At 48.9% G+C, this 23,770-nt stretch carries 12 protein-coding genes; all 12 read left to right on the top strand.

Features of this window, described 5'->3' with window-relative positions; genetic code table 11:
• Positions 1–97 precede the first annotated feature (97 nt).
• Entirely contained in the window at positions 98–2,869 is a 2,772-nt protein-coding gene (locus VST71_11100; GenBank protein MEC4686266.1) for a choice-of-anchor D domain-containing protein, read from the top strand.
• A 519-nt stretch (positions 2,870–3,388) separates the two neighbouring features.
• Positions 3,389–6,151, top strand: coding sequence for a choice-of-anchor D domain-containing protein (locus VST71_11095; GenBank protein ID MEC4686265.1), 2,763 nt, complete (start codon positions 3,389–3,391; stop codon positions 6,149–6,151).
• 276 nt (positions 6,152–6,427) lie between these two features.
• The gene (locus tag VST71_11090) at positions 6,428–9,205 is read left to right on the top strand and encodes a choice-of-anchor D domain-containing protein (protein ID MEC4686264.1); all 2,778 of its coding nucleotides are present in this window, start codon (positions 6,428–6,430) and stop codon (positions 9,203–9,205) included.
• Between the two features lie 100 nt (positions 9,206–9,305).
• The gene (locus tag VST71_11085) at positions 9,306–11,915 is read left to right on the top strand and encodes a M6 family metalloprotease domain-containing protein (GenBank protein ID MEC4686263.1); all 2,610 of its coding nucleotides are present in this window, start codon (positions 9,306–9,308) and stop codon (positions 11,913–11,915) included.
• 225 nt (positions 11,916–12,140) lie between these two features.
• Positions 12,141–12,707, top strand: a complete 567-nt coding sequence (ruvA, locus tag VST71_11080; protein MEC4686262.1) for a Holliday junction branch migration protein RuvA — start codon at positions 12,141–12,143, stop codon at positions 12,705–12,707.
• 123 nt (positions 12,708–12,830) lie between these two features.
• Positions 12,831–13,847, top strand: coding sequence for a Holliday junction branch migration DNA helicase RuvB (gene ruvB, locus VST71_11075; protein ID MEC4686261.1), 1,017 nt, complete (start codon positions 12,831–12,833; stop codon positions 13,845–13,847).
• A 161-nt stretch (positions 13,848–14,008) separates the two neighbouring features.
• Positions 14,009–17,005, top strand: coding sequence for a ChaN family lipoprotein (locus tag VST71_11070; GenBank protein MEC4686260.1), 2,997 nt, complete (start codon positions 14,009–14,011; stop codon positions 17,003–17,005).
• Positions 17,006–17,034: 29 nt separating this feature from the next.
• Positions 17,035–17,802: a carbon monoxide dehydrogenase gene (locus VST71_11065; GenBank protein ID MEC4686259.1), complete on the top strand. Its 768-nt coding sequence runs from the start codon at positions 17,035–17,037 to the stop codon at positions 17,800–17,802.
• 365 nt (positions 17,803–18,167) lie between these two features.
• Positions 18,168–18,950: a dihydropteroate synthase gene (locus VST71_11060; GenBank protein ID MEC4686258.1), complete on the top strand. Its 783-nt coding sequence runs from the start codon at positions 18,168–18,170 to the stop codon at positions 18,948–18,950.
• 94 nt (positions 18,951–19,044) lie between these two features.
• On the top strand, positions 19,045–19,983 hold the full coding sequence (locus VST71_11055; protein ID MEC4686257.1) for an acetyl-CoA decarbonylase/synthase complex subunit delta: 939 nt from the start codon (positions 19,045–19,047) through the stop codon (positions 19,981–19,983).
• Between the two features lie 82 nt (positions 19,984–20,065).
• Entirely contained in the window at positions 20,066–21,409 is a 1,344-nt protein-coding gene (acsC, locus tag VST71_11050; protein ID MEC4686256.1) for an acetyl-CoA decarbonylase/synthase complex subunit gamma, read from the top strand.
• 119 nt (positions 21,410–21,528) lie between these two features.
• Positions 21,529–23,727, top strand: coding sequence for an acetyl-CoA decarbonylase/synthase complex subunit alpha/beta (gene acsB, locus VST71_11045; GenBank protein ID MEC4686255.1), 2,199 nt, complete (start codon positions 21,529–21,531; stop codon positions 23,725–23,727).
• The last annotated feature ends 43 nt before the right edge of the window (positions 23,728–23,770 follow it).

Genomic DNA, 23,770 nt, shown 5'->3' with positions numbered 1-23,770 from the left:
CAACAGGGCAGGGGGGTCGGGGTAAGAACGAAGATATCAGAAACCTAATCAATTCAAGATTTCTTTCCATCTCATTAAATTATAATGGAGGTATTTTATGAGGAGTAAAAAATTATTCACAGTATTTTTGGCCATTGCAGGGCTGTTCCTCTTTGCAGTGCCGTCAGTGTACGCACTGACAGATGTGGCGGCAACCACTGCATACAATTCCCTGCAGGCAGACTCAACAGCGGTTATTTTTGACACACGGTCAGTGGATGAGTACAACGGCCTTATCCCGCCGTGGGCTGGAACGCCGGGGACTATAGACTCCGACACTGCATACAACGGCACCCCGAAGTGGAGGGCGGGAGGCAAGACAAAGCTTCCTATAAGTGTGCCCTTATGGATTAACAGCTCAGCCAGTGATACACAGCCACAGGACCCGATTGAGGTGCGTAATATTATAGAGGGACTGCTTGCCAGGGGAGTGATAGACTTTAACACACCCATATACCTCCTCTGCAAAACTGCTTACAGGAGCCACTACATGGGCCTGTGGATGGAGGCAAACACCTTCTTTAATGCCAAGACCGCCACAACGGCTACCTTTACCAACCTCTACGATATTGATAATGATGGTACCCCGACCGGCGGTAATGGCGGTATGCAGGAGTGGAATGCCAACAACCTGCCCAAGTACATGGGGACATACTGGTCCGGCTATACCTATACACCACCAATGGTCTTTGCAGAGTTTGACGGCACTGAGACCTTTACCGTCAGCGTCCTTGAGCCAACCCCGAGCAGTGGTTTTGGCTGGCCGACGGTAAACAGGGTTTCGCTGCAGATATTCGACAACGGAAACAAAGGGAGTGAGGTTGCCTTTAGCACGACCGATGCCTCCGGTCTCTGGACAGAATATACATTCAAAGCATCCACATATCCGTTCGACATTCCGGTTAACCCCTGGACATGGAGGGCATATGCGGCCAACAACCCCGGAAGGGGACTTAACAACAACGCCCTTGGAGTAACCGATATCTCACCTGCAGATGCAAGTGCCTATGCAGCAGCACGTAACGGCGTAGTAGTCGATGTCCGTACATGGGAAGAACATCAGGGATGCGAAGATACAGGCTGGACTCCTTTTACTTATAACTGTTCCAGCACAGCAGCAAATGCCCGTTCCCCTCAGTGGACCGACACTGCAACCGGTATAGTGAGGGAGGCTATTAATGTGCCCTTCTGGATCTCAGACGGCAATGGTACTGAAGGTTGGCTTCCTGATAACGCAACCAGCTTTACCGACAGTTTCGCCTACCTGAAGGATGCAGGTGTTATTGACTACAATACTCCGCTCTACGTTATGTGCAAGAGCGGCTACCGCAGCTACTGGGCGGGTGTTTATCTGCAGAAACTCGGCTTCAGAAACGTCTACAACATAGACTACGCCGACACTTATAACAATGGAGGCATGAAGGAGTGGTATGCCGATATCCCCCTTGCCACTAATACCGACTTCCACGGACCCCAGGTATACGCCATAAGCCCTGCAGACAGTTATGCAAATGCAGCCACCGGTCAGTTTAAGGTCGGGATTCTGCAGGTACCCCGTGCTCAGGGTAAGTACCAACCTTGTGTAACTAACGTTGATTTATATGTAGATGTTTTCACAACTCCTGTACTTACAAGCAACGTTGATCCCGGTGATGGTGTCCTCTGGACAGAATATCTATTCACAAATACACCTGCAGCCGGTTCCCACACCTGGAATGTAAGGGCACAGAGCGGGTGGGGTTCAGTTGCACCCTATACAACTTGTACAGGTGCTACGCCAACATATACAAGCTGGAATGACCATGCAGATGCAGACGGTCCCGGTGACAGGTCTCTTGGGGTCTCAGCGCAGATTGCGGTAACCGACGATGTGCTGCCTGTTAACGATCTTGAGATGAACTTTGGCGACGTGAGTATCGGCAATTCACCAACACAGGTCATAACAGTGGCCAATAACAGCGCATCAACACTCACCAACCTGTCAACATCCCGTGATACTACATATGGTGCAGGTGCATTTCTGCCGTTCACCGTTACAAATAACTGTGGTTCCTCTCTTGCCGCAGGAGGAAATTGCACGATTGACATCGGTTTTACCCCGACTGCCGCGGGTTCTTTCGGAAAGATTCTCCGCATAAATTCCGATGACACCGGTGTCCCAGAGGTTGCAGTAGCCATGTGCGGTACCAGCGGAGGTACGGCGCCACGCTGGACATACAGTGCTACAACCGATACTTCAGACCTGTCGGACTCAGACCTCCTGAGCCTCCTGAGTGACTGTGCGGTGCCAGCTGCAGTGGCTGCTGATAATTCAGCTCCAGACGCACCTGAACTCCTCTACCCGTCTGATGGAGACGTAACTGCGTCTGCAGATGTAACTTTTGCCTGGACAGAGTCCACTGATGAAGATGGCGACGCTGTTTCCTATCAGGTCTGCTATTCTTCGGATCCAGCTACTGTTGATAGCAACTGCTACGATGCAGTGAGTGGAGACCTTGTTACCAAGAAGAGCAGCAGTACCCTCTATGCCGGACTTGGTTCCGGAGCAGGACTGTTACTCTTCGGGATGATGCTTGCAGGCAGTGCAAGGCGCAGGAAGCTGGCGCTCTTGATCGGCCTGATGGCAATAACAGCCATGTTCCTTGTCTCATGCGGAAAGAGCACAACCGATACATCAAGTAATGACGGTATCGATAACTTTGGAGCGCCCGGTATACAGACCTATTCTGCAACTCTCCAGCCAGGCACTGATTACACCTGGAAGGTCATTGCAAGTGATGGTACTGATAACACGGATAGCAAAGAAGCAAGCTTTACAACCGGAGATTAATCTCTGCCGGGAAGATTTGAAAAAAGTAAGGGAGGATAAGACGTTGATGACAGTCATGAGACAGTTTTTGATATCTGTTATGAGACCTGATGAAACGTGGTCATGTCTTACCGTGGCTGACTCGCTTATCCTGATATAAGCTTTGGGCCCTGACCATACTCACAGTATGGTCAGGGCCTTATTTTTCTCCGGTTTTTCATTGCAAAGATTGCAAGTTGCTTGATTTTTTTACAATCAAGTAGACAGAATGAGATTCACAGCGCTGAATTTCAGGAAACCACTCAACAGATTCACATTAAATATTACCTCTGATAACACTTGGATAGTCTGCGTATGACGCAAGGGAAACACTGGATACACCCCAAATAAAGGGAGGTGATAAGGCCATAGAAAAACCCGGAAATTCTTAAAGAGTAATCCCGATGATTTCGGGACAGAAAGGTTAACGAGAGTACTATAATTTAGAAGAGCTGAAATCCGTACATCTTCAGTACATTGAATTTAAGGGAGGTAGCTTATATGAGTAGGGTAAAAATATACTCAGTATTGCTGGCGCTTGCATCGTTGTTTCTCTTTACGGTGCAGCCGGCATGGGCAGCTGTTGGCAGTATTTCACCACTTGATGCTTACAACAACGCAAAAGCACGCAATGGAGTGATAATTGATGTACGTTCTGTGGAAGAGCACAACAAATGTCAGCCCCCGTGGGCTGGGGAGACATGTCCCAATCCGGAGGCGGGTAACAACGGCTCTCCACAGTGGGTTGATGATGCAACCGGCGTAACGGTTTTGCCGCCCAATATACCCTTCTGGATCAGCAGTACTGCCAGTGACAAAAACCCGGAGGACACTACGGAGTACAGGAATGCTTTTCAGGCTCTCCTGGATTCCGGGTATATTACAAAGAGCACCCCTTTGTATTTCATCTGCAGGAGCGGTTATCGCAGCTACTATGGCGCAGTATGGGTGCAGAACAATATGGGCTTTACTAATGTCTATACCCTTGACAGTGACGGCCTTGGTGGTACAGACGGAGGTATGTTGGAGTGGACTAAACAGGGCCTGCCAAAGAACGAGACCTGGAAGCCGCCACAGATATACTCTATAACACCTGTCGACGGTTTTACAGAAACCAGTACTGATACAGTCACATTTTCCGTTGGAATTCTGGAGCCCACATGGGGCAATGTCAAATTAGGACGAGGATGGCAAGGTTTTAGAGCTATAAATTCGGTTGATCTGTATGTAGCCGGTGCTCAGGTTGCCTCTGACACTACCGATACTGTAGCCGGTACCCTCTGGACGGTGTACAGTTTCACCCAGACACTGTCGAACGGTTCCCATACATGGAATGTAAAAGCAACGTCTGCTTCCTGGACTGCCAGCACAGACGTGAGCTGGAGTGCCTATGCACTTGATGCCGGTCCTGGTGACAGGACATTGACTGTTTCAACGATTGTTTCCGAGCCTAATATTTCCGTCTCTCCAGGTGCAAAAGACTTTGGCTCTGTGACGGTTGGAGGCACATCATCAGCACAGACCTTTACGGTCTCAAATACAGGTACTGCAGACCTTAATATCTATGCGGTAACTAAAACCGGTGACTTTACTATTACCGCTGATAGCTGTTCCAGCGCTACCGTGACGGCGGGAAGTAACTGTACGGTGTCAGTGGTTTTTGAACCTGCAACGGAAGGTTTTCTGACCGGCACCCTCTCCATCCCGTCGGATGACCCTGACACAGCGGTTCTCGATGTGGCATTAAGCGGTACAGGTGTTGCTGCCACTACTCCTGAGCCAAATATTTCCGTTACACCGGCAAGCCTTGCTTTCGGCAATGTTGTTGTCGGAGATACATCAGCGGCGCAGACCGTTACGATTGCAAATACAGGCACTGCTGATCTTACGGTTACAAACGTTGCAATAATCGGTGATTTCACAGCGACAGGCAGTAACTGTCCTTTGGACGGGATACTGGCACCGGGCGTGAGCTGTACGGCGGATGTAGTCTTTCAACCAGCAGGATTGGGTGATTTGACCGGCACCCTTTTCATTGAGTCGGACGATCCTGACTCAGCGGTTGTGAATGTGGCATTAAGCGGCACAGGCATAGCGACTCCTGAGCCTGATATTTCAGTATCTCCGACCACGGTGGACTTTGGCAGTGTGATAATCGGAAATACGTCAGCTCAGACCGTTACAGTTACAAATGCAGGCAGTGCAACCCTCAATGTAGGAGCACTTGCTGTAACAGGCGACTACAGCACTGCAAATGATCTCTGTTCAAACAGTGCCGTGGCAGTTGGAGACAACTGTACGGTAGATGTGATATTTACACCATCAGCAGAGGGTGTAAATACAGGAACGCTTTCCATACCGTCGGACGACCCTGACACAGCGGTTGTGGATGTGGCTCTGAGCGGTACAGGTGTTGCTGCTCAGCCTGATATTACGGTATCCACGACATCTGTGGACTTCGACAGTGTAACTGTTGGAGATTCCGACAGTCAGGTTGTAACCGTTACAAATGACGGTACAGCAGACCTTACCATTGCTTCAGTATCTTCACTCAGCGATCCGTTCAGCATCACGGATGATGGATGCACAGGCACACTTGCACCATCAGAAAGCTGTGCTATTACAGTAAGCTTTGCCCCATCAGCAGTGGGGACCTTCACTGACAGCCTTGTCATCACATCAGATGACCCTGATGAGGCCTCTGTAACAGTCAGTGTAAGTGGAGAAGGTGTAGAGGTAGGAGCTAATCAGCCGCCTACTAAGCCTGAACTTCTTTACCCTGAAAACGGAGCTACTGATGTACCAACCAGCGATCTGCCTCTTGTGTGGAAGAAAGCCACTGATCCTGACAATGATCCTGTGACCTATGAGGTTACATATTGTAAGGACGAGAACCTCACAGATGGCTGTGTTACCGTGTCTGTGGATGACACTACGGCATCCGCCAAAGGTACCGACAGCCCGATGTTTGCAGGGCTTGGTGCTGGAGCAGGACTGCTCCTGTTCGGATTTGTTCTTGCAGGCAGTACAAGGCGGAGAAAGATGGTACTGTTGATAGGTATGATGATATTGACAGCCATGTTCCTCGTATCTTGCGGTGATGACGTTACACCCGAAAATACAACGGGTACCGTTATCAGCGGACTTGATGCTAACACTACTTATTACTGGCAGGTCACTGCAAGTGACGGACAGGACCAGACTCTAAGTGATGAGTGGAGCTTCAAGACCGAAAGCGGTAAGAAAAGAAGAGGAAGGCGTTAAGAGGTGTGTATTAGCAGAATTTGAGAAGTAACTCCGGCCCGGGCCACCCGCAGGTGGCCCGGGCTTTTTAATTCCCTCAGATTATATTTTTGGTAGTTATTAAATTAAATATCTATAAGATATCCATAAAATAGAGAGAAGAAAGAATTTCACCACAGAGAAACACTTGAAGATTATAAGAATTTTTTTAAGGTCTTAAGCTCTTTCTTTAAAATAATCTCTGTGTCCTCTGTGGTTAAGTTTTGACGGTACTACATTGAGGTCAAGGAGGTTGTTATGAGGAGAGGAAGACTATACTCAGTATTTTTTCTGGCGCTCGCAGGGTTTTTTCTGTTTGCAGCGCAGTCGGCATGGGCCGTTTTTACTGAAGTATCGGCAACTGCCGCTTACAATGAAGTGAAAAATACCGGTACGGATGCGGTCATAATAGATGTGCGCTCAGTTGATGAGAATAACGGTAAATGCCCCCCCTGGGGTCCTACCGGTTGTGCAATAGCAGGGGCAACGGATACTAACACTGCATACAACGGCACTCCGAAGTGGAGGCTAAACGGTAAAACATATCTGCCGATAAACATCCCCTGGTGGGTCAACGAAAATACCACATTCCCCACATTGGCCCCGGATGATTCTACAGAGGTGACGAATATTATAGAGGGTCTGCTTGAGAGGGGAGTAATTGACTTTAACACAAGGCTTTACTTCCTCTGCCGTACCGGAGTGAGAAGCCGTTATATGGCTACATGGATGGACGGCAGGACATTTACCAGCACTAAAACAGGGAGCGGCACCTTTGCCAATCTGTACAATATTGATGGTGACGGTACCGGCGCTGCCGAGGGAGGCATGTCCGAGTGGAACACCGGCACATTGCCTAAATATATGGGCATGGGGGAGTTTTTCAGTTTTACCACTGTGCCACCACAGGTTTTTGCAACATTTGACGGCAGCACGACCTTTACCGTCAGCATTCTGGAGCCTACCCCAAGCGGTTACTTTAACCCTCCACCGGTAACCAGGGTCTCGCTTCAGATATTCGACAGTGCAGGATACAGAGGGAATGAGGTTGCCTTCAGTCCGGACGATACCTCCGGTGCCCTCTGGACCGACTATACATTTGATGCCGCTTCCACTACCGCTCCATTCGACATTCCCGCCGGAACCTATACCTGGAGGGCGCTTGCAGCCAATAATGCCGGAAGGGGGCTTAACAACCATGCCCTTGGAGTGTCTGATATATCAGCGATAGAGGCTGAAGCTTCTGCCTCTGCACGTACCGGTATAATAATTGACGTTCGCACCTGGGAAGAGCATAATGGATGCGCTGTGACAGGACAGGCACCTTTTACTTACGACTGCGGCAGTACATCTTCGAACGCCCGCTCCCCTCTGTGGACCGACACTGCTACCGGTGTAACGGTTCTGCCCCCAAATGTGCCCTTCTGGATCAGCAGCTATGCAGGCGCATTCCCGGAGGACACGCTTGAGTTTGAATCCATCCTGGGATACCTGAAACAGGCAGGGGTCATTAATTTCAATACAAGGATATACCTCATCAGCGCCAGCGGCTATCGCGGCTACTGGGCAGGTGCATACATGCAGAAACTGGGATTCAGAAACGTTTACTCCATTGACAGTGTTGACACTTATGCTGATGGGGGCATGCCGGAGTGGTATACAATTGCCGGTCTTGCCACCAATCCCGAATTCCACGGACCTCAGATATATGCTGTAACCCCGTCTGATGAATACGCAAACGGAGCCGTGCCGTTCAAGGTTGGGATACTCGAGGTTACCAGGGCTGACGGCAGGGGCCATCCCTGTGTGAGTGATGTCAGTCTGTATGTTGATGATCTCACAACAACCCCCGCAGCTACAAGCAATGTTGATACCGTGGAAGGTACCCTCTGGACGGAATATACATTTACCAACACACCTGCTGCCGGCTCCCACACATGGAACGTAAGGGCACAGGGCGGCTGGGGTAGTGTTACTCCATATGACTGTCCGGCTGCTAATCCTACGGAGTTTACAATGTGGAATCTCCATGCATATGCAGCCGGCCCTGGTGACAGGTCATTGGGTGTTGCAGAGAAGATCATGGTAACCTATGGTACAGGGAATACAGATCTTGAGATTGGTTTTGGTGATGTTCCGGTGGGTGGTTCAGCAACAACCCAGACCATAACAGTAACCAATAACGGTACTACAGACCTTACCGGTATTTCAACATCCCTTGCAACATATGGTGCAGACGCTTTCCTGCCATTCAGCATAACAGACAACTGCTCATCAACTCTTGGTGCATCAGCAAACTGTACAATCGATGTTGATTTCTCACCAGCTACCGCAGGGTCTTTCGGCAGGGTACTCCGCATAAATTCCAGTGACACAGGTGTTCCTCAGGTTGCAGTAGCCATGTGCGGGACTGGCGGAGGTACGGCGCCACGCTGGACATACAGTGCTGCAACCGATACTTCTGACTTGTCGGACTCCGACCTCCTGAGCCTCCTGAGTGATTGCGCGGTGCCTGCTGCAATTGCTGATAATACTGCCCCTGATGCACCTGAACTCTACTACCCATCTGACGGAGACGCAAATGTGCCGACAAATGTAACTTTTGTCTGGAAAGAGTCCACTGATGCAGATGGAGACACTGTGTCCTATCAGATATGCTATGCTCCTGAAGGGACCGAACTTGACAGCAGCACCTGCAAAGCCGTGCCCGTAGAAGGTGATGTTGTAAAGGGAAGCAGCAGTACCCTTTATGCCGGACTTGGTTCCGTAGCTGGACTGTTGCTCTTCGGGATGATGCTTGCAGGCAGTGCAAGGCGCAGGAAGCTGGCCCTGTTGATCGGTCTGATGGCAATAACAGCCATGTTCCTCGTCTCATGCGGTAAAAGCACAACTGATACATCTGTTCCAGGTATTAAGACCTATCCCGCTACGCTCGTCCCCGGTGAATCATACACCTGGAAGGTCATTGCAAGTGATGGCCGGGGTGGTGAGGCTTCAAGTGAAGTATGGAGCTTTACAACCGGTAACCGAAGATAGGGATATGTAGTGTATAAGGACAGGCTGCTTTTTCCCTTTTTTAAAATCAGGGAAGAGAGTGGCCTGTCCACTTTTAATTATTAGGATTGAAGGGGGGTAGATGAAGACAGGAATAACCGGAGTTATTTTTTGTGCAGTTGTGGTCTGTTTTATTACCGGTTTGTTGGGGGTGGAAGAGGCTGAAGCAGTTGTAGCGGCACCGGTTGTGCGTACCCTCATACAGGCTGATGGGAGCGCGTTTACTGCCCGACTTTGGGGTGATGAAAGGTTGCATGGATGGGAGACTGAAGACGGTTATTCCATTGCCTTTAATGAGTCGTTGCAGAACTGGACATATGCAGTAACAGACGGCAGCGGAAGGCTTACAGCCTCTTCATGGGTAGTTGGCAAGACCCGGCCCACAGAGGTTTTACAAAAACACATCAGGCCGGCTGGAGACGTTCTGGTGGAAGTCCTTCAGCGAAAGGCAATACAACCTCCTGATTTACCTCAGAAGGTTGTGCCTCCGTCAGGGGCTGCGAATATCCCTGTCATCCTCATAAACTTTAATAATACAACAACGACATACAATACCCCGGATTTTGATACCCTCCTTTTTGGTACGGGAAACAAGAGTATGAAGGACTATTATGAAGAGGTCTCATACGGTGCCTTCAGCGTATCTCCCGGACCGGCTGGTGTTGTGGGATGGTACACAACAGCAAATAACCATGATTATTACGGTACCAATAATGCCCAGGGACAAGATACGTGGCCCGGTGACCTCGTTTATGAGGCTGTTGCGGCAGCAGATGCCACGGTTGATTTTTCTGCATATGATTCCGACGGGGACTGCTATGTAGATGTAGTGGGAATAGTCCATCAGGGTACCGGCGAGGAGGTCGGTGAGGCCTCGACAGATATATGGTCCCATCGCTGGAATCTCTCCAGTGCCCGGAACTCCGGATACAGCAACTATGGTATCTATACCACGGGCGATTCAGATGCTTCCTGCCCCGGAGGCTATAAAGTGAACGATTACATTATCATGCCCGAGCTTTACCGTACAGGGCCTCCGCCAATCCAGTCGACAATAGGTGTTTTTGCCCATGAGTACGGCCATGCCCTGGGCCTGCCTGACCTCTACGACACTGACGGGAGCTCGGAGGGGATAGGTAACTGGGGTTTGATGAGTGGAGGGACGTGGAACTATGTGACAAGACAGGGGGATACCCCTGCCCATATGTCGGCATGGAGCAAATACCGCCTTGGCTGGGTTACTCCAACTCAGGTTACATACAGACTGACTGATGAGTCCATTGATGCGGCAGCCACAGCGGCGGATGTGTATCAGCTCCTCTCCGGCAGCCCGTCAACCGGCGGGGAATATTTCCTGGTAGAAAACAGGCAGCGTGTTACAGGTACTTTTGATGAGGGACTGCCCGCAGCCGGCCTTGCCATATGGCATATAGAGGAAAGCCGGACAAGTAATGCCAACGAGTGTTATCCCCCCTCTGACTGCTCGGCAACCCACTACTGGGTTTCACTGGAGCAGGCTGACGGCAATTTGGACCTTGAGAAGAATAATAACAGGGGAGACAGCGGTGACCTTTATCCGGGCTCTACGAACAATACATCATTTACTGGCAGCAGCATTCCGGACAGTGATCTGTATAACGGAACTGCAAGTTATGTAAAGGTGACTTCTATCAGCGCCTCAGCCCCGACAATGACGGCAACCTTTATAGCGGTACCTGAACCTGACATCAGTGTCACTGATTCGTCAGGTACGGATAATGACCTTGAAGTGCCGTTTGGTGATATTCCGAACACGTCACATACTGTAACGGTAACCAATCTCGGCGATGCAGACCTTAACATAAGCCAGATACCCTATGTGTCCGACCAGCCGGGGCTGTTCTGGCCATTCAGTATAACAGACAACTGTTCAAACCAGACCCTTGCACCATCAGCTACCTGCACACTCACAATCCTGTTTACCGACCCCTCGCCTGATACAGGCTCGTGGGGCAAGGTAGTCCGTATTCCGTCTGACGACCCGGATGAGAGTGAGGTTGTGGTAGCTATGTGTGGTACATCGCCCGGTGAACCATGGCCCTGGACTGTTTACCTGACTGTTCCTGAAAGGGTGGATGCAGAGGCGTATGAGAAAGTCACGGGCTCATGCCTGCCTGAAGAGGGTAACCATACACCGGCCAGGCCGGCACCTGTCTCTCCGGAAGACGGTGAAACAGGGCTGGAGACAACGGTAACGTTTCAATGGGAGGGAGTCACAGACCCGGAGGGTGACCCCGTGACCTATGAAATCAGATACTGTGAAGACAACGAAGGCACTCCGGAGAATTGCATTGCCGCAAAAGTGGAAGAGTCAACCCTTACTGGCAGTCCCGGCAGGACAATTTATGCAGGGCTTGGAGCTGGAGCCGGACTGCTGCTCTTCGGAATGGTCGTTGCAGGTGATGGAAGGCGGAGGAAGATAGTCCTGTTGGCAGGGATTATAATATTAACGGCAATGTTGCTGGTTTCATGCGGCAAGGGTACGGTTACCGATGTGGACAACTCGGTTTCCGGGGAGACGGATACAGCCATTTTGAGCTATACGGTTGAAGGACTTAATCCGGACACCACATACTCCTGGCAGGTCGTTGCAAGTGATGACAAAGGTGCAGCGAGTCTAAGCTATGTCAGAAGCTTTACAACCGTGAATTAAGACTCTCTGCCGCAGATTTTCGCAGATTCACGCAGATATTAAAGCAGAATTTTTCTAAAGTCTTGACAATCTGCGTTTATCTGCAAAATCTGCGGCCAAATTTACTCTTGATTTCTTTTAATCCCCCGCTGTCCTTTCTGTAAAAACCTTTCTTTATTGTATAATACACCTGAATTATCGATGAAACATATCCGGTTTTTTTAAAAAAGGAGGGCAACCCCTGAGATGATAGGGACTTTGAGAGGCAGGCTCACTCTAAAACGGCCTGAGTGCATAGTGGTTGAGACAGGCGGAGTTGGCTATGAGGTGAGTGTCCCCCTGAGTGTGCTTTCAGAGCTGCCGGAGGAGGGCAGGGAGGTCTTTCTCTTTATTTATACAAATGTGAAGGATGATGCCATAGACCTCTACGGTTTTCTGGATGAGAACGGCAAGAGGGTTTTTAAATCCCTGCTCGGCATTTCAGGGGTGGGACCAAGGCTTGCACTGAATATCCTGTCCGGCTCAACGGTCGAGGATTTTTTAAGGGCAGTAGAGACAGAGGATGTTGGGTTATTGACAAGGATTCCCGGTGTGGGGAAGAAGACAGCACAGAGGATTATACTCGAGCTCAGGGAAAAGCTTCCGAAGACAGGAGAGAAAAAAGAGAGGGTTTACGAGGATACCCTTTCAGCGCTGGTTAACCTCGGATATAAAAGAGCCCATGCCCAGGAGGCCCTGGAGCGGGCCTATCAGAAGGGAATCAGGGAGATTGAGAATCTCCTTAAAGAGTCGTTAAAATATTTGAACAGGTGAGAGCGATTGACGATTGACGAATTAAACAATTCTGTTTAATTCTTATCTGTTTAATATTCAAAATTCAATATTCAATCGCAAATAGTTAATAGTCAATAGTTAATAAAAAAGCGGGAGGTTAGTCTGAAAGAGACGGATGAAAGTGGGGTTGAGCCAGAGGTATCTCAGGATGATCTGCTCCTGGATGTAACCCTGAGGCCCAGGAGTTTTGAAGAGTTTATAGGGCAGGAGCGGTTAAAGGATAACCTCCATGTTTATATTCAGGCGGCAAGACACCGTGGAGAGGCACTTGACCATGTTCTCTTCTACGGCCCGCCAGGGCTTGGAAAGACCACGCTTGCACATATTATCTCCAATGAGCTTGGCGTAAGCCTGAAGACCACATCAGGTCCGGTGCTCGAGAGGCAGGGAGACCTTGCCGCAATACTTACAAACCTCTCGGATCAGGATATCCTCTTTATTGACGAGATACACCGGATGCCCAGGATCGTCGAAGAGGTCCTGTATCCTGCCATGGAGGATTTTCACCTTGATATTATTATTGGACAGGGCCCAAATGCCCGTTCACTCAAGGTAAACCTGCCGCACTTCACACTCGTTGGTGCCACCACCCGCACAGGGCTGCTGACATTTCCCCTCAGGGACCGTTTTGGTGTGATTGTGAGGCTCGAATACTACAGGCCTGAAGAGCTTATAAGGGTGGTCAAACGTTCCTCAACCATCCTTGATGTCCATATAACCGAAGATGCCGCCTTTGAGGTTGCCCGCCGTTCAAGAGGTACACCGAGGATTGCAAACAGGCTCCTGAGGAGGGTGAGGGATTTTGCCCAGGTGAAGGGTGACGGTACGATCGGGATAGAGATAGCCCGGTACGCCCTTGAGGCCATGGATGTGGATGACAGGGGGCTTGACGATATGGACAGGAAGCTCCTGCTTACAATTATTGAAAAATATGCCGGCGGCCCCGTAGGTGTGGACACCCTTGCAGCCTCTGTGAGGGAGGATAAGGAGACGATTGAGGATGTTTATGAACCCTTTCTCCTTCAGGAGGGGTTTATAGAACGGACACCAAGGGGCAGGCTTGCCACACGCGGCGCTTATGAACACCTGAAGATAAATGTTCCCAACCGGCTGTTCTGAGTGTCAACGGATTTCAGCCGCAGATTTTAGCAGATTCACGCAGATAGTAAAGCAAAATTTCTCTAAAGTCTTGATAATCTGCGTTTATCTGCGAAAATCTGCGGCTGAATAATCTTTACAGTTGTGGCAAGTTATTTCAAGTGTACAGGAGATTTTTGATAATGATGACATATGTGCGATTTGTTACGGCGTTATTCTTTATTGCCATAATTACGTCCTGCAATAACATTGCTGCCTCTGAGCTCCCCCTGTATGAGCTTAAGGTCAGGGTTTTGCCGGAGAGCAGCTCTGTTGAGGGGAGGGCGAAGGTTATTTTGCCGGATAAACGGAAGGCATACCTCCGGACGGATGGACTCAACATAAAGTCATTCAGAATAAACGGCAGGGAATATGAGTTTGGAGAAGAGGCACTTAAGGCCCTTGAGGCAGGAGAAGGGGAGAGGGTTGTCGAGATTGAATACAGTGCTTTATTTAAACCCAAGGCAGAGGAGGAGTCCGCCGTCAATCCCGGTGTTTCGGGCAGCAATGTAGTGGATACCACGGGTATAATGCTGCTACAACAGTGGTACCCTGAATTTAAGGGAGACTTTATTTACAGGCTGACCGTGGAGGTCCCAAAGGATTTTGATGCCATATCAGAATCCGAGGCTGCCACTGTTTCTGTTGACAATGATATAAAGACCATCAACTTTGATTTCCCCCATCCACTTGCCACGATAACCCTTGTTGCCGGAGAATACCGGGTACAGGAGGAGCAGTTTGAGGGGGTTTTGATAAGGACATATCTGTTTTCAGAGGATGAGGGGCTTGCAGCCACCTATATTGAAAACACAAAGAGATATTTAAAGCTCTATAAATCCATGCTTGGGGCTTTTCCCTATAAAAATTTCTCCATTGTAGAGAACAGGTATCAGACAGGCTACTCCTTTCCCACATATACACTGCTTGGCTCAAAGGTTATAAGGCTGCCCTTTATCGTCAGGACCTCTCTTGGTCATGAGATACTCCACCAGTGGTTCGGCAATTATGTATATGTTGATTACAAATCAGGCAACTGGTCGGAGGGGTTTACAACATATCTGTCCGACCAATGGTATAAGGAGCTCAAGGGTGAAGGGGCGGAGTACAGGAAGAGGATCATGCTTGATTACATGAATTACGTGTCTGCTGATAATGAGATTGCCCTGAAGGACTTTATCAGCCGTGAGGGTTTTTCAACGAGGACTATAGGCTATGGCAAGTCGGCAATGGTCTTTCATATGCTGAGAAAGAGACTCGGAGACGATGCCTTTTTCAGGGGACTCAGGGAGTTTATTGAATCCAGTAAATACAGGGAAGCCACATGGGATGATATCAGGGATTCCCTTGCATCCTCAAGCGGGCTTCAATTAAAGGAGTTTTTTAGACAGTGGATTGACAAAAAAGGTGTGCCCTCACTTGATGTAAAGGATGGACTGGTTGTCTTCAGAGACGGCAAATACCTGTTGAGGCTCAACATTGTTCAGGATAATGACCCCTTTGTCTTTGACCTTCCTGCAAGGGTTGTAACAGCAGCAGGGGAGGAGGAGTTTATTATCAGAGTCGATAAGGCAGACCTGCAATATGAGAGGGCCTTTTCAGCAAGGCCCCTCAGGATATTCCTGGATGAGAATTATGACACCATGAGAAGACTTGCAGAGAGCGAAGTGCCGCCGGTGATATCTGCCTTTACCGGGAGAAAGGGCAGTGTTGTTATTGTGCCTGAGGATGAAAAAGATGTTTATAGGGATGCGGCCGCTTTTTTTAAAGAGCAGGGCTATACTGTAAGGGGAGAGAAAGAGGTTAGAGATAAGGAGATAGAGGAAAATTCCATCCTGATAATGTCGGTCAAAAACAGGATTTACAGGCGTCTTTTTGCAGACAGACCCCTCACTGAGGGAGGATTTGTTGTAAAGGTTTATAAAAACCCACTGAATTCAGAGAGGGTTGCCGTGGTCTTTAATGCAAAAGACCGGCAGGAGGCAGACAGGGCATTTGGAAAGATATTCAGATACGGAAATTATTCCCTCCTTGTCTTTGAAAATGGCAGGAACATTCTGAAAAAGACCGCTGACTCCGATAAAGGGATTTCTGTGGACCTGACACTCCGGCTTGATGCTGTAGAGACTGCGGATACCATTGGGCTTGATGCTGTGATACGGAAGATTAAGGACAGCAGGGTGGTCTTTGTAGGGGAGATGCATACTGCATACGAGCACCACGTAGTACAGTATGAAATTATCAGGAGGCTGTACAGTGACAGCGGGAAACTGGTTGTCGGCATGGAGATGTTCCAGCGGCCCTTTCAAAAGTATCTTGACCAGTACATCCAGGGTGATATAAACGAGGCAGAGTTCCTCAGGAAGACGGAGTATTTTAAAAGATGGGTTTTTGATTACAACCTGTACAGGGATATCCTCCAGTACGCACGTGCAAACCGCATTCCGGTAATAGCGCTGAATATCAGGAAGGAGATTCTCAAGAAGGTCTCAAAGGATGGAATTGACTCGCTTACAGAGGATGAGTACGCCGAAATACCCCAGGATATGGATATGACGAATCAGCAGTACAGGGAATACCTCAGGAATGTTTTCTCCCAGCATGACAATAAAAGTAATTTTGAGAATTTCGTTCAGTCGCAGATCCTGTGGGATGAGACAATGGCTCACAGTATTGCAGATACACTGAAGAAATATCCTGATACACAGATGGTGGTTCTTGCCGGAAACGGGCATGTCCAGCATTCATGGGGAATACCGGACAGGGTAAAACGGCTGACCAATGAGCGCCCCACGGTTATTCTTAATTACGGGGGTGAGGGTTTTGACCGCGGAATTGCAGATTTTGTCCTCTTTCCAAAGCGGATTGAGCCCCCGGAGAGTGCACGGCTGATGGTCTTTCTCAAGGATCAGAAGAAAGGGGTTGTTATCGAGAAGGTCATGAAGGGTGGAGTTGCCGACAAGGCAGGGCTTAAAGAGGGTGATATAATCATTGCAATTGATGATAAGATTGTCGGGGATATCCCTGACGTAAAGATTGCGCTTCTTGACAGGAGGCCCGGAGATAAAGTAAAGATAAAGGTGAAGCGGAAGCGGTTTCTTTTTGGTATGAAGGAGATGGTTTTTGATGTGGTGTTTTAATCTTTAAAAATACAGGGAGGAGAGATGGTATGTCGTTTTTGATTGCTCTTGCAGGTAAAGGCGGTACAGGAAAGACGAGTATAGCTGGGCTGACAGTGAGGTATCTTGTTGAGAAGAGGCGGGGGCCTGTACTTGCAGTTGATGCTGACAGTAACGCATGCCTGAATGAAGCGCTTGGCGTAAAGGTTCATGCCTCTGTGGGACAACTGAGGGAGTCCTCACTTGAGACCATACGTTCCGGCAGTGAAAGGCCGGGGGGCATGAGTATGGACGAGCTCTTTGAATATCAGATTAATCAGGCCCTGATAGAGGCAAAGGGTTTTGATCTGCTGGTGATGGGCAGGCCCGAAGGGCCGGGCTGTTACTGCGCGGCCAATAATATTATCAGAAAATATACGGACATACTTGCAGAGCGCTATCCCTATGTGGTGATTGACAATGAGGCGGGTATGGAGCATCTCAGCAGGAGGACCACACACAAGGTGGATCTTTTGCTGATAGTGAGTGACCCGACTGTAAAGGGAATACAGACGGCCGGGAGGATCAGGGATCTTGTGGATGAGCTGAAACTTGATATCGAAAGGAGTGTCCTGATTATAAACAGGGTCTCCGGTGAGGAGGGTGAGACCCTCACGAAACTTGCCGATGGGCTGGGCCTTCATTGTGCAGGGCTTGTTCCCCAGGATGGAAAAATATTTGAATATGACCTTCAGGGGAGACCTCTGATTGAGCTGCCTGATAACTCCCCTGCGCTCCGCTCTGTTTTCACCATACTTGACGGTCTCAATATCCCCTAAACCTCCCTTATTCTCTATAAAATTATAATAATTTTAAATAGTGCAATGCTTTACCATACGCTATATTTTATGTTATCCTTTTCAACCCTTGCTTTATTCCTGTATTCGGGTAACTTTAAGGAACAGGCTTAAAACATGGTTTTTGGATCCGGGTTTTTTCTCTGTGCCTCTGTGGTAAAAACTAAGATTTTTTATGTCAGGGGAATATAAAACACTGAGGCACTGAGACACAGAGATTAAAGACTGTTTTACAAAGTTTTCTTGTTTTATCTCCTGTGTCTCTGTGGTAGAGTTCTCTTTTTTAATAAATGAAAAATGAAAGATGAAAAATAACAAATAAAAAATTCCAGGAAGGAGTGCTTGATATGCTTATTATTGGAGAGAAACTTAGTATAATTGCAAAACGCGTTAGAGAAGCCATGATGAAGCGGGACAAGGGACCCATTCAGGAGATTGCCCTTGCGCAGAAGAACTCCGGTGCAGGGATGATTGATGCCAATATCGGCCCTGCAGAGGATGGTGGTGAAGAGCTTATGGAATGGATGGTTACCACCATTCAGGAGGCTGTATCACTTCCTGTATGTCTTGATACCACGAATTATGCAGCGATTGAGGCCGGCCTCAAGGTTCACAACAACGACTACGGCAGACCCATGATTAACTCTACTTCCAATGACCCTGAGCGTTTTCCGATGCTTGAACTTGCAGCCAAATACGATAGTCTGATTATAGGATTGACTGTAGGCAAGGGCGGGCTGCCTGCGGACGAGGAAGAGAGGTCTGCTATTGCAGCAGAGATTATGGCAAGGGCAATGGAGTATGGCCTGTCCCTTGAAAACCTTTATCTGGACCCTCTTGTCCTTCAGATTGCCACCACACAGGAGCAGGCGGTAAAGGTGATCAGGACTATAAAGATGTTTCAGGAACTGAATGATCCCCCCATAAAGACTGTTGTCGGCCTGAGCAATATATCCAATGGTTGTCCCAAAAACGTCAGGCATATCCTCAATAAATACTATCTCGCACTTCTTATTTATGAGGGGCTTACTGCAGCTATTGCAGACCCTGCGGAGGTTATCGAGACCGTCAAGACAATAGACGTTATTATGAACAGGACACTGTATGCCCACTCTTATCTGGAGATGTAACTGAAGAAGCTTTCAGATTTTTACGGGAAAGACGAAAAATTAAAACTGTGAGCAATAAAGAGATATACTTAATCAAGAATTAAGGAGGAATAAAATGGCATTTGTACCACCAAAGGAAAGCTTTGCAGGCAGGGTCTTTCCTGTGACAATAGGAACCGGGGTTCAACAGACCTTTGGAGGTGAGAATACCCTACCCTTTCACTCCTTTGAAGGAGAGATTCCGAACAGGCCCCTGATTGCATATGAGATACAGGATGTTTCTCCTGAAGACTGGCCCGAGACTGTAAGGAAGGTTTTTGACGGTGTAAGCGGGGATCCTGTAACCTGGGCAAAATACTGCGAGGAGGACCTGAAGGCAAAGGCCATTGTCATTAGGCTTGTTGGGACACATCCCGACAGCAAGAATCTGACAGCAGAGGATGCCGCCAGGACCGTGAGTGACGTCCTTGGGGCAATAAAGGTTCCCCTTATTGTCCTCGGCAGCAATCATGTGGAGAAGGACTCGGAGGTTCTGGTGAAGGCGGCTGAGGCGGCAAAAGGGCATAACTGTATAATCGGCAAGGCCCAGGAGGCAAACTACAAGACCATTGCAGCAGCGGCAATGGCAAACGGGCATAAACTTATTGCCATGAGTGAACTGGACATTAACCTGTCAAAACAGCTCAACATCCTGCTTACGCAGATGGGCTTTGACAAGGAAAAGCTTATTACAGACCCGATGTGTTCCGCACTTGGTTACGGGCTTGAGTATACATATTCAGTTATGGAGCGGATAAGGCTTGCCGCATTGGCGCAGAATGATGCGGTCATGCAGCCGCCGATGCTTGCAGATGTGGGGATGTATGTATGGAAGATAAAGGAGACACAGGCCCCGGAGGACGTGCTTCCCGAGTGGGGCAGTCTTGAGGAGAGGGGCATTGCCTGGGAGGCCATGACAGCTTCATCACTTCTGATGGCAGGCTCGGAGTTGTTGATAATGCGTCATCCGAAGGCAGTAGAGGCAGTGGAGCAGCTTATGGATGAACTTATGTAATGAGGTAAATGAGTCAGGTTTAATCAGTTTGATATAAATGAATTAGACATAACGAATGAATTAGACATAACGGAGGTAAGAGATGGCATTAACCGGGGTTCAGATATTTAAATTACTACCAAAGACAAATTGCAAGAAGTGCGGTTTTCCCACATGCCTTGCCTTTGCAATGAAGCTTGCCCAGAGACAAGTCTCTCTGGATGCCTGTCCTGATGTCTCTGATGAGGCAAAGGCAACACTTGGTGAGGCCTCGGCTCCACCTGTAAGGCCGGTAACACTTGGCGCTGGTGAGAGGGCTGTAAAGATGGGAGAGGAGACTGTGCTTTTCAGGCACGAAAAGAAGTTTGTCAATCCTCCGGCCCTTGCACTTGAGATTAAGGACACGGACAGCGATGATGTGGTTGAGGCAAAGATCCAGGATGTCCTTGGCTCCGAGATCAACAGGGTAGGGCAGCTTCTGAGGATAGATGCCGTATATTTGAGTAATGACTCCGGAGATGCAGGAAGGCTCGGGACCCTGGCGGAAAAGGTTGCTCAAAAGGCCCCGGATGTAGCAGTAATTGTTGGTACGGAAAATACAGATGCTGCTGCCGCCGCCATAAAACCCTTTAATGGAAAGAATGCGGTTCTCTATGGGGCTACAGAGGCAAATGCCGAAAAAATGGCAGAGATTGCCAGGTCTGCCAAGGCTGCATTGGGTGTGAAGGCAGACGGCCTTGAAGCCCTTTCATCTCTTACGGAGAAGATAAAGTCCTTAGGGGTTGAGGATATGTTAATAGACCCCGGAGCAGGCTCTGCAAAAGAGATGCTTGAGTACAACACTTTTATCAGGAGGGCGGCTATAAAAAAGAACTTCAAGCCCCTTGGATATCCTGTAATAAACTTTGCACAGCGCAGCGACGCACTCTTTGAATCCCTAATTGCAGGGCTTGGTATTGCAAAGTATGCATCCACAATAGTTATCAGTTCTGCGGAGAAATGGAAGAATCTCGCACTCTTTACTCTGAGGCAGAATGTTTACACAGACCCGCAGGTGCCTATGCAGGTTGAGCAGAAGATATACAAGATCGGAGAAGCAACCCCTGACTCACCCCTTCTTATCACCACTAATTTCTCGCTTACCTACTTTATAGTATCGGGTGAGGTGGAGAATTCAAAGGTTCCTGCACATCTTGCCATTATGGATTGTGAGGGCCTGTCAGTGCTTACTGCCTGGGCAGCCGGTAAATTCACAGGTTCAAAAATAGCAAATTTCATAAAGGAGAGCGGGATCGAGAACGAGGTTAATCACCGGGAATTAATAATTCCGGGTTATGTGGCGATCCTCAGCGGTGCTATTGAGGACAAGCTTGAGGGCTGGAAGGTCACGGTCGGACCAAGGGAGGCGAATGCCCTTCCCACTTTTCTTCGCTCTGCTGCAGCGTAAAGAGTGGCGGATGGCAACAGAAAAAGGTTGTTTTCAGGTAAATATACGAACAAAAGGCTTGTCAGCTTGCAGGCTTGTCAGCTAACGTATAACGTATAACGAATTTAAGGAGGTAAGGGATGTCAAAGATAATAGCCTCGGCTGCTATAAGAGGGTCACATAAAGTCTTCAGGCAGGCTGAGGATTTACTACAGAAGGTTATTGCTGAAAAGGGTGAGGATTACCATTTCGAGTTTCCAGACACTGCCTATGCCCTGCCGTTGATTTATGGTATTACGGGTTTTGAGGTAAAGACGATTAAGGACATGAAGACCGCACTGAGGATGACCCAGGATCTTCTTCATGATGAGCCTGAGGAGAAGATATGGACGCCTTATCTGGGAGAGGCCCTTGATTCCGGGATGGCCACACTTTTTGCTGAGGAGATTTGGCTTGCATTGAGGTATATTGAGGGTCTGGAGCCGACAAAAGACCCTGAGACAGGTTATGTTTATAACGGGTTTATTACAGACACAGTACAGCGTAATCTTGGTATTCAGCTTGTTGATGGAAGGATGCCGGGGTTTGCGGCTATTATAGGTGCAGCCCCTGATGATGATACAGCGGTAAGGATTGTCAGGGAATTGCAGGAGAAGAACATCCTTGTCTTCCTTTCCGGAAGTTCCAATGGTGACAGCGTTACCAAGCAGCTTCTGAGAAAGAAGGTGGAGCTTGGCTGGGATGTATATATAGTGCCACTTGGCACGGAGACCGAGCATACACTTTATGCCCTTGACTGGGCAATAAGGGCCTCCATGATCTTTGGGGGTGTAAAACCCGGAGACTACAAGGGCAATTTGAAATATCAGAAAGACAGGGTCTTTGCCTTTGCCCTTCCCCTGGGCGGGCTTGATGATGTCAAGTGGGCAACAGGGGCCGGCGCTATAAATATGGGCTTCCCGGCCATCTGTGATACTGATGTCCCCGTGATTCACCCCACGGGTGTATGTACGTATGAAGAGGTGGATAAAGAGCTTGATCACGACAAGATTGTCCAGAAGGCGATTGAGGTGAGGGGGCTTAAGGTACTTGTTGAAAAACCGCCGATTCCGATTGCCTACGGCCCAGCGTTTGAGGGTGAGAGGATCCGTAAGGAGGAGACCTTTATCGAGTTTGGCGGAACGCGCTCACCTGCCTTTGAATGGGCAAGGCTGAGAGAGCTTGAAGAGATAGAGGACGGCAAGGTAAACATTATCGGTGAGAACTGGAAGGAGAGGTATGAACAGGGAGGTGTAATGCCCCTTGGAATCCTGGTTGAGATTGCAGGAAGAAAGATGCAGCCGGATTTCCTCTCCATTGTCGAGCGGAGACTTCACCATAATATAAACGAAGGCCAGGGCATATGGCACATGGGACAGAGGGATATTAACTGGATAAGGATCAGCCATGCCGCAAAGCAGGCCGGCTTCAGCCTTGAGGATATTGGAAAGATACACCATGCAATGACACACAAGAGGTTCAGCACCATAGTTGATAAGGTAGCGGTCACGCTCTTTACCAACGAGGAGGATGTTGTCAAGTTGAGAGAGGAGGCAAGGATTGACTGGAAGCTGCGTGATGAGAGGCTTGCATCCCTTACCGATGAGACCGTGGATACCTTTTATTCCTGTCTGCTCTGTCAGTCCTTTGCCCCGAGTCATGTCTGTGTCATAACACCTGAGAGACTCGGGCTCTGTGGTGCCTATAACTGGCTTGACGGCAAGGCAGCCTACGAGATCGACCCGACCGGCGGAAACCAGCCTGTTCCAAAGGGTGAGCTTGTTGACCCGAGGTTCGGCCGCTATACGGGTGTTGATGATTATCTGAAACAGGCGTCAGGCGGGGCGGTTGAGACATTGAACCTTTATACAATCATGGAAAATCCCATGACCTCCTGTGGCTGCTTTGAATGTATCGTTGCAATCATACCCGAGGCCAATGGTGTAATGATTGTTCAGCGCGGACATACAGGGATGACCCCGATAGGCATGAAATTCTCGACACTTGCCGGAACAGTGGGCGGCGGGGTGCAGACCCCGGGCTTTATGGGAATTGGTGTGAATTTTATAACCAGCAAGAAATTCCTGTTTGGTGATGGTGGTATAAAGAGGATTGTCTGGATGACAAAGGCGATTAAGGAGAGGGTGAAAGACAAGTTTCAGCAGATAGCCGAAGCAGAAGGCGTTCCTGACCTGCTTGACAAGATTGCTGATGAGACCGTATGTGAGGACTCCGAGAAGCTGGTTGAGTTTCTGACTGAGGCCGGTCATCCAGCCCTTGAGATGGAATCGATAATATGAGATTGACTATTGATGATTGACCATTGACTATTTTTCAGGACTA

The organism is Nitrospirota bacterium (assembly GCA_035873375.1).
GTDB lineage: Bacteria > Nitrospirota > Thermodesulfovibrionia > Thermodesulfovibrionales > JdFR-85 > BMS3Bbin07.
The sequence above is the reverse complement of the archived record's forward strand: the minus strand, read 5'-3'. Positions and strand labels throughout refer to the sequence as shown.